Annotated in this window: 19 protein-coding genes and 2 pseudogenes; 10 read left to right on the top strand and 11 right to left on the bottom strand. The window is 47.3% G+C overall.

The features are described 5' to 3' along the window. Window position 1: 1 nt before the first annotated feature. From BOW06_RS05290 to BOW06_RS05265, 7 genes and pseudogenes are all read left to right on the top strand, one after another. Entirely contained in the window at window positions 2-1,477 is a 1,476-nt protein-coding gene (locus BOW06_RS05290) for a monovalent cation/H+ antiporter subunit D family protein (protein ID WP_143555920.1), read from the top strand. Then, window positions 1,474-2,943: a monovalent cation/H+ antiporter subunit D family protein gene (locus BOW06_RS05285; protein ID WP_043115487.1), complete on the top strand. Its 1,470-nt coding sequence runs from the start codon at window positions 1,474-1,476 to the stop codon at window positions 2,941-2,943. The genes BOW06_RS05290 and BOW06_RS05285 overlap by 4 nt, the downstream gene beginning before the upstream one ends. After that, entirely contained in the window at window positions 2,940-3,200 is a 261-nt protein-coding gene (locus tag BOW06_RS05280) for a hypothetical protein (RefSeq protein WP_078453228.1), read from the top strand. Before BOW06_RS05285 ends, BOW06_RS05280 begins: the two co-directional genes overlap by 4 nt. Continuing rightward, window positions 3,193-4,878: a Na(+)/H(+) antiporter subunit D gene (locus tag BOW06_RS05275; RefSeq protein ID WP_043115484.1), complete on the top strand. Its 1,686-nt coding sequence runs from the start codon at window positions 3,193-3,195 to the stop codon at window positions 4,876-4,878. Before BOW06_RS05280 ends, BOW06_RS05275 begins: the two co-directional genes overlap by 8 nt. A gap of 133 nt (window positions 4,879-5,011) precedes the next feature. After that, a pseudogene (locus BOW06_RS13215) lies at window positions 5,012-5,116 on the top strand (integrase core domain-containing protein); the annotation flags it as partial. Window positions 5,117-5,224: 108 nt separating this feature from the next. Then, complete coding sequence (locus tag BOW06_RS05270; protein WP_078453227.1) at window positions 5,225-6,136, top strand: aldo/keto reductase; 912 nt, start codon at window positions 5,225-5,227, stop codon at window positions 6,134-6,136. Beyond that, the gene (locus tag BOW06_RS05265; protein ID WP_043115482.1) at window positions 6,136-6,732 is read left to right on the top strand and encodes a DUF6064 family protein; all 597 of its coding nucleotides are present in this window, start codon (window positions 6,136-6,138) and stop codon (window positions 6,730-6,732) included. The genes BOW06_RS05270 and BOW06_RS05265 overlap by 1 nt, the downstream gene beginning before the upstream one ends. Before the next feature lie 322 nt (window positions 6,733-7,054). Here the strand turns inward: BOW06_RS05265 and BOW06_RS13055 are convergent, their stop codons facing one another. The 8 genes and pseudogenes from BOW06_RS13055 to BOW06_RS05230 form a co-directional block, all read right to left on the bottom strand. Further along, on the bottom strand, window positions 7,055-7,225 hold the full coding sequence (locus BOW06_RS13055) for a hypothetical protein (RefSeq protein WP_155276124.1): 171 nt from the start codon (window positions 7,223-7,225) through the stop codon (window positions 7,055-7,057). 181 nt (window positions 7,226-7,406) lie between these two features. Beyond that, a complete protein-coding gene (locus BOW06_RS05260) occupies window positions 7,407-8,057 on the bottom strand; it encodes a CDP-alcohol phosphatidyltransferase family protein (protein WP_078453226.1) in 651 nt (216 codons plus the stop codon). Beyond that, window positions 8,054-8,935, bottom strand: coding sequence for a phosphocholine cytidylyltransferase family protein (locus BOW06_RS05255; protein WP_230209610.1), 882 nt, complete (start codon window positions 8,933-8,935; stop codon window positions 8,054-8,056). The genes BOW06_RS05260 and BOW06_RS05255 overlap by 4 nt, the downstream gene beginning before the upstream one ends. A gap of 566 nt (window positions 8,936-9,501) precedes the next feature. Then, a pseudogene (locus BOW06_RS05250) lies at window positions 9,502-10,440 on the bottom strand (aminotransferase class I/II-fold pyridoxal phosphate-dependent enzyme); the annotation flags it as partial. A 253-nt stretch (window positions 10,441-10,693) separates the two neighbouring features. After that, a complete protein-coding gene (locus BOW06_RS13360) occupies window positions 10,694-10,975 on the bottom strand; it encodes a DUF1488 family protein (protein WP_043115478.1) in 282 nt (93 codons plus the stop codon). A 185-nt stretch (window positions 10,976-11,160) separates the two neighbouring features. Continuing rightward, a complete protein-coding gene (locus BOW06_RS13210; protein ID WP_256858028.1) occupies window positions 11,161-11,289 on the bottom strand; it encodes a hypothetical protein in 129 nt (42 codons plus the stop codon). A gap of 331 nt (window positions 11,290-11,620) precedes the next feature. Beyond that, window positions 11,621-11,830, bottom strand: a complete 210-nt coding sequence (locus tag BOW06_RS05235; RefSeq protein WP_043115476.1) for a cold-shock protein — start codon at window positions 11,828-11,830, stop codon at window positions 11,621-11,623. Between the two features lie 365 nt (window positions 11,831-12,195). After that, window positions 12,196-12,495 carry an Arm DNA-binding domain-containing protein gene (locus BOW06_RS05230; RefSeq protein WP_043115475.1) on the bottom strand — a complete coding sequence of 100 codons (300 nt, stop codon included), beginning with the start codon at window positions 12,493-12,495 and terminating at the stop codon, window positions 12,196-12,198. Between the two features lie 175 nt (window positions 12,496-12,670). Here BOW06_RS05230 and BOW06_RS05225 point away from each other — a divergent pair, with 175 nt between their 5' ends. Then, the gene (locus BOW06_RS05225; protein WP_078454471.1) at window positions 12,671-13,060 is read left to right on the top strand and encodes a hypothetical protein; all 390 of its coding nucleotides are present in this window, start codon (window positions 12,671-12,673) and stop codon (window positions 13,058-13,060) included. A 73-nt stretch (window positions 13,061-13,133) separates the two neighbouring features. On the opposite strand, the gene BOW06_RS13355 is transcribed toward BOW06_RS05225, so the two are convergent. The 3 genes from BOW06_RS13355 to BOW06_RS05210 form a co-directional block, all read right to left on the bottom strand. Then, the gene (locus BOW06_RS13355) at window positions 13,134-13,352 is read right to left on the bottom strand and encodes a Crp/Fnr family transcriptional regulator (RefSeq protein WP_179115779.1); all 219 of its coding nucleotides are present in this window, start codon (window positions 13,350-13,352) and stop codon (window positions 13,134-13,136) included. 12 nt (window positions 13,353-13,364) lie between these two features. Continuing rightward, window positions 13,365-13,868: a Crp/Fnr family transcriptional regulator gene (locus tag BOW06_RS05215; RefSeq protein WP_078454469.1), complete on the bottom strand. Its 504-nt coding sequence runs from the start codon at window positions 13,866-13,868 to the stop codon at window positions 13,365-13,367. Window positions 13,869-14,369: 501 nt separating this feature from the next. Continuing rightward, window positions 14,370-14,825, bottom strand: a complete 456-nt coding sequence (locus BOW06_RS05210; RefSeq protein ID WP_078453222.1) for a hypothetical protein — start codon at window positions 14,823-14,825, stop codon at window positions 14,370-14,372. Window positions 14,826-15,075: 250 nt separating this feature from the next. Between BOW06_RS05210 and BOW06_RS05205 the strand changes: the two genes are divergently transcribed. Together BOW06_RS05205 and BOW06_RS05200 are read left to right on the top strand one after the other, a co-directional pair. Continuing rightward, window positions 15,076-15,681 carry a DUF2238 domain-containing protein gene (locus tag BOW06_RS05205; RefSeq protein ID WP_078454467.1) on the top strand — a complete coding sequence of 202 codons (606 nt, stop codon included), beginning with the start codon at window positions 15,076-15,078 and terminating at the stop codon, window positions 15,679-15,681. 460 nt (window positions 15,682-16,141) lie between these two features. Further along, window positions 16,142-16,456: a hypothetical protein gene (locus BOW06_RS05200; RefSeq protein WP_078454466.1), complete on the top strand. Its 315-nt coding sequence runs from the start codon at window positions 16,142-16,144 to the stop codon at window positions 16,454-16,456. Window positions 16,457-16,692: the final 236 nt, after the last annotated feature.

Below are 16,692 nucleotides of genomic sequence, written 5' to 3'. Positions count from 1 at the left end.
ACTGGCCACCCATTACCCGATTCTGCAGGTCGTTATTCCGCTGCTGGCGGCACCAGCCTGTGTGCTGCTGAAAAATCCAAGGGCATGCTGGCTGCTCACAATGCTGGTCATGCTGGTCTCGCTTGGCATAGCCGGTCAACTTGTATGGCAAACCAGCGAAAGTGGCGTCATCAGTTATGCAATCGGTGGCTGGGCAGCTCCCTGGGGTATCGAGTACCGGGTTGATGCGCTAAGCAGCTACGTCTTGCTCATCATTACAACCATTGGTGCCCTTGTACTGCCTTTCGCTGCGCGCAGTGTAGCTGACGAAATTAACATCAAGATGCAGTATCTTTTCTATGCTGCTTTCCTGCTCTGTTATACCGGCATGCTCGGCATCACCATCACCGGTGACGCCTTCAACCTGTTTGTATTCCTCGAAATCTCTTCACTATCCAGTTATGCACTAGTGAGCCTGGGCAAGGATCGTCGTGCGCTGTCTGCCGCTTTCCAGTACCTCATCATGGGCACCCTCGGTGCAACCTTCTACCTGATCGGTATCGGCCTGCTCTACATGATGACCGGCACACTCAACATGGCCGATCTTGCCGAACGTCTGCCGGCCGTCAATGAATCACGTACCGTGCTCACCGCACTTGCATTCCTGACAGTCGGCATCAGCCTCAAGCTGGCACTCTTTCCACTGCACAGCTGGCTGCCAAACGCCTACACCTACGCACCATCAGCTGTCTCTGCATTGCTGGCAGGAACCGCAACCAAGGTCGCAGCCTACGTTCTGCTGCGCGTGCTGTTTACCATTTTCGGTGTCGATTTCGTGCTTGGCACCATGCCGGTCGCGGAGATTCTGATCATCCTGGGGATGGCCGCCATACTCATCGGCTCGATGGTGGCTATCTTCCAGGAGAATCTCAAACGCCTGTTGGCCTACTCTAGTATTGCGCAGATCGGTTATATCGTCGTTGGCATCAGCCTTGGAACGGTCACCGGCCTGACCGCCGGCCTGGTTCACCTGTTCAACCATGCGATCATCAAGTCCGCCCTGTTCATGGCTATAGGCTGCATTATCTATCGCCTCAACTCTGTCCTCATCGGAGACATTGCAGGCCTGGGCAAGCGTATGCCATGGACAATGGCTGCATTTGTTGCCGGGGGTGTCAGCCTGATAGGCGTTCCACTGACCGCTGGTTTCATCAGTAAGTGGTACCTGGTGCTTGCAGCACTTGATAAGGGATACTGGCCCATCGTCGTTGTCGTACTCGCAGGCTCGCTGATGGCCGTTGTCTATATCTGGCGTATTGTCGAAACAGCCTATTTCAAGCCCTACAATGGACCCGCTTCAATCAGCGAGGCTCCGCTGACCATGCTGATACCGACCTGGTTACTGATCATGGTCAACTTCTATGTCGGTATCGACAGTAGCCTGACAGCAGGTATTGCATCCAAAGCAGCTGCTCAGCTTCTGGGAGTCTCACCATGATGCTGTCACCTGAAACGGCTATTCTTGCATCGCTGTTCCTGCCATTAGCTGGTGGTGTAGGCGTCCTCTTGACCAGTAACAGACCCAATCTGCGTGAAGCAGTGACCATCGTTACATCACTGTTGTTGCTGATCAGCGTTTTCTCCCTGCTGCCGACAATTCTGGATGGAGGACGTCCTGCAGTCACCCTGGTCGAGATGCTGCCTGGACTCTCCATCGCATTCAAGGTCGAGCCGCTGGGCATGCTATTCGCAGGCATTGCTTCACTGCTATGGCCAATCAACTCGCTCTACTCAATTGGCTACATGCGCGCCAATAACGAGAAGCACCAGACGCGTTTCTACATCTGCTTCACGATTGCATTGAGTGCGGCTGTCGGCATTGCGTTTTCGGCAAACCTGCTGACCCTGTTTATCTTTTATGAAATGCTGACCCTGTCGACTTACCCGCTGGTTACTCACAAGGGTACAGACGATGCCATGACTGCAGGACGCACCTACCTGGGCATTCTGATCGGTACCTCTATCGGCCTGCTGATGCCGGCAATCATCTGGACCTGGTCTGTTGCCGGTACCACCGACTTTACTGCCGGCGGTATTCTCGACGGTAAACTGCAAGATGCCCTACTCGGCCTGATGCTGTTGCTCTACATGTTCGGTATCGGCAAGGCGGCATTGATGCCGTTTCACCGCTGGCTTCCGGCTGCCATGGTCGCACCCACACCTGTCAGTGCATTGCTGCACGCGGTTGCCGTGGTCAAGGCAGGTGTGTTCAGCGTGGTTAAAATTGCCGTCTACATTTTCGGTATCGACCTGTTGCAGGCGCAGCCATGGACCCACTGGCTGCTCTACGCGGCCGGTTTTACCATAATCACGGCCTCGCTGATCGCACTCAGGCAGGACAATCTCAAACGCCGTCTCGCCTACTCGACTATCAGTCAGCTCTCCTACGTAATTCTTGGCGTTGCGATACTGGCGCCCATCTCTGCAATGGGTGCGGCTCTGCATATTGCTGCCCATGCGTTCGGCAAAATCACACTCTTCTTTGCTGCCGGTTCAATCTATACGGCTGCACACAAAACAGAGATAAGCCAGCTCGATGGCATTGGCAAGCGTATGCCATGGACCATGGGTGCTTTTGCCATTGGCGCTCTCTCAATGATTGGTGTGCCTCCTGCTGCCGGCTTTATCTCCAAGTGGTACATGCTGATGGGAGCCTTCGAGGCGGATCAAATTGTTGCCATTGGCGTTATCATCCTCTCTACCCTGTTGAATGCGGCCTATTTCATTCCTATTATCTATGCCGCCTTTTTCAAGCAGGAGTCGACAGAGAGCGCCCAACATCCGCATGGTGAAGCACCGCTGCCTATTGTCCTGGCACTGTCAGCAACAGCCGCTCTTACCCTGCTGTTATTCCTTTTCCCACAAGTGCCACTGGAACTGGCACGTGAGGTAGTACAGCCATGAGTGAAAAGAAACACTGGCTCTATCGTGAAGAGAACCGCATCAAGCTGTGGCTCATCCAGCTGCTGATCCTGGCTCTCGCCCTGCTCCCCGAGTTCTTTATGCATCATCATCCCCATTTTGAAGACCAGGGAATGTCGATTGATGCGAGCTGGGGATTCTTTGCCTGGTACGGCTTTCTGACATGTGCAGCGATGGTTGCCGCTGCAAAGATTCTCGGTATCTTCCTCAAGCGAAAGGATACTTACTACGATGAGTGAGTTTGCCTTTCCACCAGGATTGATCATGATCCTCGGCGCTTTCCTGATTCCTTTCGTCAGCGATGCAAGGAGATCACTGCTGGTAATGTCACTTCCAATCCTGACACTGGCATTGGTATGGCTGCTGCCGGATGGAAGTAACCTGCAAATCGGCTTTCTCGATTACAGTCTTGATCCTGTTCGCTCAAGTACCGAAGGACGCCTGTTTGCCACCATCTTCAGCATCATGGCTTTTGCTGGTGGGCTATATGCACTCAAGCAGGCACGAACAATTGAACTGACGGCTGCATTTGTCTATGCAGGCGCTGCGGTTGGCGTTACTTTTGCTGGCGACCTGATCACACTCTTCATCTTCTGGGAGATCATGGCTCTCGGCTCTACCCTTGTTATCTGGGCTGCGGGCACGCATAGCGCCTACAGGGCGAGCATGCGCTACCTGTTGGTACACCTGCTTGGCGGCGTCATCCTGATGTCAGGTATTGTTGCCTACGTGATCGAAACCGGCTCAACACAATTCGTCGCCATGACGGCTGATTCAACTGCGACCTGGCTGATTCTTGCAGGCTTCCTGGTCAATGCCGGTGCCCCGCCACTGTCGGCGTGGATTGCAGATGCCTATCCTGAAGCGAGCCCCAGTGGTACCGTATTTCTCTCTGCCTTCACCACCAAAACCGCTGTCTTCGCCCTGCTGGTCGGCTTTCCCGGAACTGAAATCCTGATCTGGATTGGTCTCTACATGGTGTTCTACGGCATCATCTACGCCCTGCTTGAAAATGACATGCGACGCATTCTTGCCTACAGCATTGTTAACCAGGTTGGTTTCATGGTGACAGCAATCGGTATCGGTACCGAGATGGCTCTCAATGGCGCAGCCGCCCATGCCTTTGCACACATTATCTACAAAGCGCTGCTGCTCATGTCGGCCGGCAGCGTATTGATGATGACAGGCAAACGCAAATGCACCGATCTCGGTGGACTGTTCCAGAGTATGCCGCTGACAGCATTCCACGGCATCGTCGGTGCATTGGCGATCTCTGCATTTCCATTTACATCGGGTTTTGTTACCAAGTCACTGGAGACCTCGGCTGCTGCACATGAAGGCCTCGCACTGGTGTGGATGCTGCTGCTCGCAGCATCGGCAGGCGTCTTCCTGCACGCAGGAATCAAGTTCCCCTGGTTTGTCTTTTTTCAGAAAGATTCGGGATTGAGACCACCGGAGCCTCCGGTCAACCTGCGTATGGCAATGTGGATTTTCTCTTTCTTGTGTATCGCCATAGGCATCTATCCGGATCCGCTGTATGCCATCTTACCCTACGCGGTTGACTATCAACCCTACACAATCGACCACCTGGTGACACAACTGCAACTCCTGTTGTTTGCCGGTTTCGCTTTCTTCGTGATGCTCAAGATGATGAAACGCACCTTAACCATCAGCCTCGATTTCGACTGGTTCTATCGCAAGTTCTTCAAGGAACTGACAGAGGAATTCAGTATTCATGCCTCGGTCGCCCAGAAGAGCATGGAGCGACGCATGAAAAACAGGGTCGAGAGCATCATATCCAATCTCTACCGGCATCATGGTCCGACTGGCATATTGTCACGTGTTCTCTCGACCGGCAGCATGGTGATGTGGGTTGCAATCCTGCTGTGCCTCTACCTGCTCTCCTACTATTTCTAGTCTTTGGTCGAAAACGGACATTCGTCAATGTAGAAATTGAGTGGCCTGATTCCCTATGAAGATGGGCGACTCATCGTTATGCAATTGTTCTACTAATATAATTCTGGATGCGTTCTCTAAACCAGAGATGTGATGGAGAAGGCATTACAACACCAAACGACCACATAGCTCGCTGGATCATCAACCTCCAGCACAGGAATCCATCGTTCCATTGGAGATAAAACCGGCGATGAACTAACATTCAAGCTGGACAACTCGTTTTGGGCAGCTCAAATGGTGTCTGGTAGTTGGCTCATGAATAGGATTATGAGCTATGTTTACGATGTATATATGGCACGGGAAAAGAATGAATAGACGGCATTTCCTCCAGGCAATAGCTGCGTGTCTCGGCTTGGCACAGCTTGACCGACTCGCTGCAAGTGTTCATGCAGACCCACTGCTCAAGGTCATTCCTTCGAGCGGTGAAAAGCTGCCTGCAATTGGTATGGGCAGCTTTGTCTCTTTCAATGTCGGTCATGACGTCGAAGTGTTACAACAACGCACCGAGTTACTACGGATTTTTTTCCAACTCGGTGGCGGTATTATCGATTCTTCCCCGATGTATGGTTCTTCTGAAAGAAACCTGGGTTACTGTCTGGAAAATCTCAAATACGTAGATGGATTGTTTTCTGCGACAAAAGTCTGGACCACTTCGGTTGAGGATGGGGCAGCTGAAATCCAAGCGTCGAGAAACCTCTGGAAAGTCGATCAGTTCGATCTATTACAGGTGCACAACCTGCTGTCATGGCAAGGGCACCTGGAAACCCTGTTTGAAATGAAACAGCTGGGTCGATTGCGTTATGTCGGTGTAACGACATCGCATGGGCGACGACATGCAGAGTTGGAAAAAATCATGCTTACCCAGCCGATCGATTTTGTCCAGGCGACATACAATGCGATTGACCGTGAAGTGGAACAGCGCATTCTTCCGATCGCCAGGGAGCGTGGTATAGCCTTTATCGCCAACCGTCCTTTCCAGCGTGGAAGCCTGGTCGATTGGGCCAAGAAACATCCCCTGCCTGGTTTTGCACGAGAGTTCGAGTGTGATAACTGGGCCTCGTTGCTGCTAAAGTTTATTGTTTCACATCCTGCGGTCACTTGTGCTATTCCGGCAACAACGCGTTTAGATCACCTGTTTGAAAATATGAGCGCAATGAGGGGGATTGTTCCTGAACAGAAGATGCGCGAGACGCTCGTCAAATATATTGCCGCCTTGTGATGGATCACTGGCTTTCGTATTCACTCAATGATTTCCTGATTTTTTCTCCCGAGACCTATTTCAGGCTGTTCGAGCAGTCAAACTCTGCGCTGTGGCCATACCAGGCCCCGCTGCTCCTGTCTGCCATGGTTGCCATTTGGCTGATTCGCTCACGACATCAAGTGGCTCAAAAGGCAGTCCTCTTGTGGCTGGCCCTGATCTGGGTGTTTGTCGGTTTATGGATGTTGAGGGGCTTTTATGCGCAAATAAACCCGCTGGTGGAGGCGTTGGCTTACCTCTTTTATGGGGAATCTCTCCTGTTGGTTATTTCAGCCGCGATGACAGAAAATACCCCGAACAGGGCGCATGGCTCTACTGCAAGGGCAATTAGCGGATGGCTGATTATCATCTATGCATACATGATTCACCCGGTCGTACTGCTGCTTGCTGGAAGAAGCTTTAGAGGAATCGAACTCGTCACCATCGCACCGGATCCGACAGCAATAGCGACAATTGGGATATTGCTACTATTGAGAAACCGGGGTTACCTGCTACTAATGATCATTCCTTGTGCCTGGATTATCTTCACCATTCTCACCTACATGGCTTTACGATAAGTACGGCCGCTAGAAGAGCGGTTTCGGAGCTGTTGAAGAAAAGTGGTGAAGTGCTTGAGAAATTGTAGTCGTGGAATGACTGCTTTCGGCCAGAAGTGGACATTCAATGTTTCGGATGTAATGGACTGTTGAGTACGGCGACCAAACGGCACAGCAAGGCTAAGACACTGTGGGCGAGAATCTTCAGACTTTTGGCACCATCATTATATTCAACGGCATGGTGAGACCGACCTTTCCCTCTGAAGGATTGCACGGCGTGCAGACCTTCAGGTACTGCGTAGCTGATGTCTGAGGGAATTTAGGCTAAATACAAGCCCAATTGTCAGGCTGGCTTGGTAGGATCGGCATCCTCTTTAGCCCGTTTTATATCAATCTTGGCATAATTGATCGCATCTGTAAGCCTTTCGTACTTGTGGTCCTTATAAAAATACACTGCCTTAGATGAGCTTGAAATACCATATTTGTCCATCGTAATTTTGTCTTGTTCAGTCATTTAAATATCCTCATTTCATTGGAATTCGGATAGCCCGATATCATTTGGGCTCATTCCCTCTAGACTCTTAATGTTGGACGATAACTTCATTGTTTAGAGCCCTCACACAATGATCCGTAAACCCGCTGATTTAATGCTAACTACTGCCCAAAACGGACAGAAGTTCTACTGCACTTTTATATTACTTTAGTAACTGCCAGCTATAAAAAATAGTCAAAATGAGAGTGTAAGTAACAATGCCGTAATACCATGCTCCACTACTCAATTTTGGAGTTTTAACCGGTGACACGTTTAAAGCTGCCAATGTCAGTATTAAAATGTATAGCACTGCGGTAAACACAGACGAACTGATGAGGCCATGAAATACAAAAAGCAGTGCCAGAAGAATCCCGTTATTATCAATAGCCAAACCCTGATAGCTGGTTTTGCTAACCAGGCCATAGACATTGAAATAACTTAATCTAAGAACACCTGCCGCAACAATAATAAAAGCGCCTGGTAAGAACCAGGGATTAAAGTCACCGTAACTTAATAAAACCACAGCAGGACAAACACCAAAACTGACAATATCAATCAGTGAGTCAAGTTGCCCACCAAACATTCTCTGATTATCAGTTCTGTTCTTCATGCGCCGTGCGATATTGCCATCGCTCCAGTCAAAGAATACGGCCCAAACCAACCCAATCATTGCGGCAGGAAAATTGTTCGTGATGGCGAAATAGATTGCCAGAACTGCAGAAAAAAGCCCCGCCAGAGAACAGAGGTTGGCCAGGTCTTTTGCAAATGACAGTATTGTTGGCGGCGCCACTGATGACTCTTGTACAGCCGTCATGGTTTTTCTCCAGGTGCCAGCTTGCCGATATGAACAATTTTATCTGAACGCAATCGTTTGTTTTCTAGTTTAGGAATATTGGTGCTTTTTGCCGGGCTAAGGCAGGATGTATGTCCCAAGTGAGCAGTCTCTGAAATTGTATCCAAAGGTACGCGAGGAAACATCAGCTCTGCTTCATGCAAATCTTTCACGCAATCAATCTCATACCATTTATTCTTATCAAAGAATACCGCATCAAACTCAAGCGACCCATCTCTTACCATATCTGCGAATACTGTCTCATAATATTCATTCACTTGATTATCAGCCACATACTGGTCTAATCGTTTTGTTATTCTCTGCCAACTCTGTGAGGACAAGCTGTAAATATTAACGGTTTTATAACGTTTCGCATCATTAACGTCATGACTAACATGAAATGCTGCAACACTATTATTTGAGTTGAGCTCAACAACGGTACCATTCATCCATGGCAAAATTTTCGAAATCGCAATTTTGTCAGGCACAAGCATGCGCTCCAGCATTGATTCCTCAAAAACAAGATCGCTCTCTATCAACACAAAGGATTCTTCAATGGCTTTGCGTGCTAGCCAGAGAGAATAGATGTTGTTGGTTGTTCTGTAGACTGGATTGAATATGTAGTCGACCTGTAGATCAGGCGCATTTTTTCCGAGAAATTCACGGATACACTCATCAAGGTAGCCAGTGACAACCACCAGGCGTTTAATGCCTTGCAAGCGTAAATTATCAATCAACCGACCCAGAATCGGTTCACCGCTCACTTCCGTAAGACATTTTGGCGCATCAAGGGTTAATGGGCGCAGGCGAGATCCAGTGCCTGCAGCTAGAAGCAGTGCAGTTCTTATGTGTTTAGACATAGTCATTTCTCCTAAGAATATTATTGTCGAGTATTGATGCTGCTCATCTGGATAAGTCAGGCAGACAAGCTGTCAGCACGAATAACTGACTTGCCATGGAGAAGAGTCCGATAGAATAGAAAATCTATTGCTATACCTGATATTGATATCAGCTAATCGCTTGTATCCATGGGTCGTTTTGCATCACGAACACAAAGTGGGGACAACGACATTCAGAATGCAGTTATTCGCATACAGAGTATTCGAAATAATCGTATCTGCTGAGTTCCGAATACTCAGCTGACTCACAAATGGCGAGCCATTGTTCTAAGACGGCTTAATCGATTTCTTGAAAGGTATAGATCATCTGAAAAACCAGACAAGAGCTTAAGGTTTGCTAAAGGAAAGCTAAAGATGGGCCCAGTAACGGCCAAAGGAGAGCTAAAGGAAAGCATGTTCATCATACAGTAAACGGGGCATGGATGTCGGTGAGTTCAAAAATTGGCATAAAAGTGCATAACAGCACTGGTATGCAGTAGCATTTGTGTGTCTGACAGAACTCGCCCTGAGTTCCCGGGCAACCTCTGTTAACCTGAACCCAACGCCTTCAAACCATTACCCAGTGCATTGAGGCCGTTTCTTAACACATCTTCTGAGCAGGCATAGCCAAGCCTGATATGGCCATCCATATTAAAATATTCTCCGGGATTTACCATAACGCCGTGATCATCAAGCAACATATTGCAAAGTTCTATTGAAGACATATTGACTCTGTATTTCGGGAAGCACATTATCCCGCCGTGAGGCCGCACCCATTCCACGATATCCTGATTGGCCTCCATCCATTCATCAAGCACCAGGAGGTTGGAAGTTGAAAGCTTATGAAATCTTTGCACAAGAAGTTTTCTGGCTTTGCGCAGAGCGTGGGCATTCATCAATTCCCCGACATAGGAAGAAGAACCATTGGTATGAGCTTTGGCATGCTGACACTTGGCAGCAATTATTTTTAGTGCGATTATCCAGCCCGTCCTCTGGCCTCCCAGACCGTAAACCTTGGTCATACTGCTGGTAATGATGACGTTAGGCAGTCCATAGGCAGATACCTGTTGTTTGTCCGCACCATCGAGGAAAATCTCATCGATCAGAACATAAGTGCCTTTAGCCTTTGCGATCTCGGCGATCTTTCTGATTTCAGATTCCCTGTCTGCCACCACCCCGGTTGGATTATTCGGATTGGTCAGCACGATGAGCTTCGTCCTGTCGGTGATCAGTTCTTCCAGCGCGTCAATATCCAGACGAAATCCATCTTCAAATCGCCTGGGCCACAGAATTTTTCGAGCACCCATCATCTTTGGTGTTAGCCACATCGGTTGGTAACCGGGCTGCTCTACGATGAATTCATCTTTTTTTTTCAGTGTCGACAGAAATACGAGAAAATTGGCCTGGGTGCCACCTGAGGCAGAAACGATGTTCTCCATCCCGCAATCATAAATCTCCATCAGAATTTGTTTGAATTCGTTAGCGCCACGGGGTCGCCCCGTCCAAGATCAAGTTCTGGTTCAAGATTGTATTGCACCAGTTCGTCATATTCTTGTTTGGATAGGCCTTTCATTTTGCTTGAGGCCAGAACGTACTGAGCGCGTTCGTGATTATTTTGGAGCCATTCAAAGAGCTCAATGCGTGGGATTATCATGAGATGAGACGATTTGAACTATCGGATCCGGTGTCGTGTACCCGGTATTTGGCGGAGGGAGCAGGTCAATCTTATCGGCAACTTGTCTATGTCTGGCCCGGCTTTGAATCTGTGAAGTCGCAAGCGCGAATTAGAACAGAGCCATCCTTTTCAAAGACACTGTTCTCTATAAGCTTTCTTGCAGCGTCTTGTATTTCCGTTCGATGCTGTACAACGAATTGCATGGGCTTCTTCTCTGAGGCACCGAATTGATCTCTCAATATCTTCAGCGAGATCCGGCAAAGCACACGATTTTTGTCTACATCGGCCGCAACGGTCGCCACGTTGGTAGTGGGATTCCAACACTCAAGCCTGGGGAATGAAATCATTATATCTCCTGGAAGGTATGTTCAAAGTCGGCGTGGCTGCATGCCGAGTCCTGCTCATTGGTGCAACGCAACTCACTTGAGATTAGAGCAGCCATGTAAAACAGGCTCTATTCAAGTCGTGCGGAATCGATATTGATGCAATAACCAGAGCAGACGAGAATAAATCCTGTCTGCCTGGAAAAGGCTTACCGCGCCCGGTCATTCTTAAATAAATTTGAGGATTCCTTCTTTGACTTCTTCGCTGCGCGTTTCTCTTGCAGCGTCATGGCCGGTTTCTTCTTGGCCTCTTTATTTCCTTTTTGTTCTCTACCCATGATCTTGCTCCCTAAATTAATGAGAAAAAATCGTCGCGCCATTCACTACAGCCCGGTCCAGCCAGGCATGCCTGATAACGCGTTACAACGGAATGATCAACAAGGGGCAAACAGTTCCTCCTACGAACCATTTGAAATCCTGCTGCCTGGCAAGGAAGTTGCCAGAGATGGTATGTGTACAGTACACAGTAACATCAATTGGATGGCCGGGTATTAATCAATTTGAGTAACTTAACTTTTTCCTGGGGGAATAAAAAAAGAGCAAGCCGTTTCGGGCGTACTCTTTTTTTGTTGTATAGCATCTATAGAGATACTGATACGTCGCAGCGGTTTACACGGCGATGATATTCTCGGCCTGAGGTCCTTTTGGACCTTGAGTTACCGTGAACTCAACTTTCTGGCCTTCTACCAGAGTTTTGAAGCCTGAACTGGCAATTGCACTAAAGTGAGCGAAAACATCCGGACCAGATTGCTGCTCAATAAATCCGAAGCCTTTTGCTTCATTGAACCATTTAACAGTTCCATTAACTGTATTTGACATAATAATTTCCTGAAATTTAAGAATAAGTACCTCTTCAAGAGGCTTGAATAGCGGGAAGATAGGCTGGAACTTAAGAAACTACAGGACGAGGAATTACGAATAAGACTGCGAAATGGAGAATGTAAACAAAAGACTAACTTTCTAGCTAAACTCTAAGGTATGGGCTTGGGCCTATGAAGTCAAGGGTATTCGCAAGTATATTTTCAGAACATATAACTCTATGGCCACTCCATTGAGCCTCACTCGGGACTGACTCCACTGATGTGCGTGTTTGGCATTTGACCATTCAGCTTTTCTAGAGTCTATGTACTCAAGAGCGCAAATTTTGAAAGTCTTGATCTGTGCTTTATCAAGTTGCTCCTTGGCTATCTTTTTTCTTCCAGTTGCTTTGCGTAATCGATAGGGTCAAGCCCTTGCTGTCTCAACAGGCGACATTCATGCGCGGCAGTACGTGCTTTTTCAAGGGTGATTGTTGGGTAGGCACCCAATCCCTTTTTACGTCCTTTCCCGCCAACTTCATAGCGGTAAAACCAAGACTTGGCCCCAGTCTTAGTAATTTGAAGATAGAGTCCTTCGCCATCAGGGTATGAGCCTATAATTACTGGTATTTGTAGATTCCTGTGAATTTTACTGGACTTTAGTATGGGGGACTCTCTCTCCTCCATAAACCAAACCAGCCTCCCACCCCAAAAAACAGACTACATTGCCTTTTTTCAATGTCATCCACAGAGAACTCTCTAAAATACGCATTATAGAAAATATGCAGCCCCTGTTGAGACCACCCGACTACAGACCATCACTTTCTCTAAACCACGTCATGAGATATCGAGGTATCAATCCATGACCATTCAGCTGAGCTTAAGGCAGATACTTCTTACAGCGGCATTTGTCGTCGTAACGGCTGTCATTTCTGCCAACTGGTGGATCGGGCTTCACTATCCGGCCAAGCCACTCTATGTCGTAATTTTAAATATGACTGAGCACATCTTACCTTCAGTAACCATTGAACACGGAAACATGGATTTGCAGGAAAAAATCATGGCCGTTCAAATCAAGCCGGGTGAAAGAAGAGTGATTACCCTGAACCACGAGCCTGCACAGGGTTTCAATATCGACGTGAACTTTCAGGATGGTGAAAAAACGAGTGCATGCATCGGTAAGTTTTCACAGAAATGGCACTTGAGAGTCTCTGTACTCCCCGGAAGCATCGAGGTTGCTGAAGTGCGTTGATTGCCACTCGGACCTTCAAGAGTGATTAAGTATATACAGTGCTCTCGCCAAGGAAATAAACAGTGTTTCTCAATCAAAGATGCAACGGCGATAATGCATTATCAATATTGATGATTTCAATATTCTTGGATTTTTTCTGGATAACTCCCTGCCGCTGCATCTTTTTTAATGCACGACAGACAGACTCATGGCGCACTCCCAAGTAGCTGGCGATATCATATTGAGACATTGGCAGAGAGAACCTGCGATCTTCAGAGAAAGACTCACAGCATCGCTTGGTCAGGTCATGCAAAAATATCAACAACTACTTCTCAACATCGAGATACCTGTCAATCAATCGCTTCTCAATCAGACGCAATTCACTGCTGATTAACTGACTAATCATCTTTTGTACTTGTGGATTTGTTGCACTGAGCAACTCAAATTGGCTACGTTCGATCGCACAAATCTGCGTATCATCAAGTGCGGTTGCATCATTACAATAGCTTTGATGACAAAATGATTCGATGCCGAATACATCCCCACTATGATAAAAGCCATGCACATAGTGACGACCGTCACCCAGAATTCTCTCCACTTTCACGGTGCCAGACTGGACAACGTAAAATGACTGCGATGGATTTCCTCTCCTGTATATTTTTCGGCCCGCAGAAAAGACCTTCCTTTTCATGATCCGTTCCATAGCATCGACCGCATTCTTATCAAGCCACGAATTCATGCAAAATTTTATCGTTTTGCATGATTCACAACCTTTATTCTTGGCCCGGCCTGGATTGGGGTTCATCCTGTCATCGATCGACTGATTCATATTCTCTACATCCCTATACCAGACTGGCGTAAGTGTGAGCTATTATCCTGTAAGGCTATTTCAACCGAAATCAAGAAAAATTGACTTGACCAATGTCAAGAGGGGCTCTCTGGATTCTGATTTCTATATGAAGAAACAGACAATGTATCTATAGGGACCTGCTTTTGATTGTGGCTTAACCGGTCGATGTTAACCATGAAACAACGACCAGAGCAGAACAACTTGGCCTGTTAAGAAGAAGAGGCACTTTCACCAACATCTGGCAAATAAGCCTCCAGGGTTTCTGATAACTTGTTGAGATCTACAGGTTTTGAGATGTAAGAATCCATGCCCAGTGAAAGACAGCGCTCTTCCTCATCCTGAAGTACATTGGTGGTCAGTGCCGCGATAGGAATACGAAACTAAATACGATTGAATTAACAACATTACTTGTAAACACGAAAGAATTGCGACGACAATTCCTGAAATGGAAGAAATACATGAACCGTGTAGTGCTTATTATTAGCGCATCTTCTGTAGCTGTTGTGCAGGCGATTTTGGAAGCGGGATTTTTATAACAGTCACGCACCCCTTATCACAGGTACTTGTACAGCCTAGCTTCCCTCCAGAGCTACTCAGAGTACAGGCGCCTTGTCCTGCACAAGGGTCACAACTCACCGTACCAGTTACGCTTCCATCTCTTTTCATTACCTGGACATTGACACCAGAAATTCGCTTGATGCTGTAGCCCTTATGAATCTGGAGCTTATTTCCCACGATATTGGTACCTTCGGGAGCGCCTTGTGGAGCTTTAACTCTGTCCATAGACTGTATTTCAATCCATTTATCGTGAGCATCGTCAGTTGATTCTCCATCGATACCCAGGTTCAGACGATTACCTGCGGCCTGGACACCAACCGCCATGCTAAAAAGAAATAGACCAATGATGATACCGAGGAGTGATGATCTTGATTTCATAGCATTCACCATTAATGGCTGCAATCAGGTCTTTCATGGCCTTACGGGCATTATCAACAATAAATATGTCATGCCCTAATAACAGAATAGATCCGGTATCTATGTTGTGCAATCTTTGTTGAGTGAAAAAGCCTGCTATTGGTCTAGTAGAAATATCAAATATTCAATCAATATAACTATTTGCACTAAATTCTTATTCTCTGCATGATTAGCGATACTGTTCATTTCATCATGAAACGCAAAACGCCATATGTTCAAGAAAAGCCTGGTAGTGATCTTTTTTCTATTCTGGATTGTTCTCGCAATCAATCCTGTAGATCCTGCTACGTGGGCACTGGAAAATATCCTCGTCGCTGCTGTGTTTCCCGTGGTGCTCTGGCTGGACAGGCGCTACAGCTTCAATAACCTGACGTTTCTCAGTCTTACGGTATTTGTCATATTGCATCTGTTTGGAGCACATATGACCTATAATGAAATGAGTTACTTCGCCGAGGTTTCAGAGTGGTTCGGCTGGGAAAGAAACCAGTACGATCATTTAATCCATTTTCTTTTTGGGCTGATGGTGTTTGTGCCATTTTTCGAGGTTTTTTACCACCAGGGCATGTCCAGAAAAGTAAGCTATTTACTAGCCTTTTTGTTCATTACCGGAATTGGTGCCTGGTATGAAATCCTCGAATGGATCACGATAATTGTGTTTTGCAAACAGCCACAAGAGGTCTGTTTTGATGCCATAACCCAGGGTGACATCTGGGATGCACAAAAAGATATGGCGTATGCTGTCATCGCTTCAGTTCTGGCCTTACTACTGCATCTTTTATGGGGAAGCAGATCCCCCAACAAGGTTGGCGAGAAGTAACTATTTGCTTTCTTCAGCCTGAAACTGAAGGATCTACCCGATTGTTACGATGAGATAAGCCGTCCCAATGTAAGAGAGGACGAACACAAACATGGTAACGTTACGGAAAATCTGAAGTACACAATTTTTTCCGCACCAGTCAGCCGACATCAAAAGAGCACAAACAAGCAGAAACGCTAACAGGAAATTGATGAACATGATGTAACTCTAAGTACCCAGGCTTAATTAGCCTCACATGAACTTATTACACGTTTTGCAGTGTTTCATATCGATAAAAAGTACGCATTGCGAATGCGCAATTTCTCACGAAAGATTCAATATATATCAGGCCTTTCTATATACTTCATTTCAAGCACATCACTTGTGAATAATTCAGCGCACTTTAAGAATATTGACACCTTGATGGAGAGGGCCGATATTAATAGTTGCACAGTCATAATGAAAAGAGAGGTATATAACAATGAATCATTCCCGTTCGTTGAAACTCATTATGAGCACGTTACTCATTGCCGGCATGTTAGCTTTGGGCCTGACAGGAATTGCGTTTTCCCAGGAAGAAGAGGATGACCCGCCTGTTCAAGCCCGTCCGGTAGATAACCAGTTCAAAATGCATACAGGCAAGATGAATCCCGCAGTACAGATGCCGTCTGCCAATGTTGGCAATACCAATCCGACAATGGCAGTTCCGCAGGGCGGTGTTTCAGCAACGCCGGTTCCAATTCCTGGTGGTACGAACATGCCAGCTCCTCGCCCAATGCCTCAACCTGGTCAATAGAGGTTTCCGAGGCTCAACTGATTAAAAAAAGGCGCACCTGTGTGCGCCTTTCTCTACAGCCCAGTGGTAATGCATCAAAGCCCCACTCCTGACCTGCAGGTTTTTGTTCTAAATCAGGAAAATGGAGCTGCAACAAACCGTGAATTCAATTTCCAAGTGCAACTCAACAGAGTTGGTTAGAGGGCAAGCTGCGGTAGCATAGGTAGCTTCTCTCACCGACCAAAGTTAGAGGAGCA

The sequence above is a fragment of the Solemya velum gill symbiont genome, from assembly GCF_002020255.1.
Classification (GTDB): domain Bacteria; phylum Pseudomonadota; class Gammaproteobacteria; order Chromatiales; family Chromatiaceae.
The sequence above is the reverse complement of the archived record's forward strand: the minus strand, read 5'-3'. Positions and strand labels throughout refer to the sequence as shown.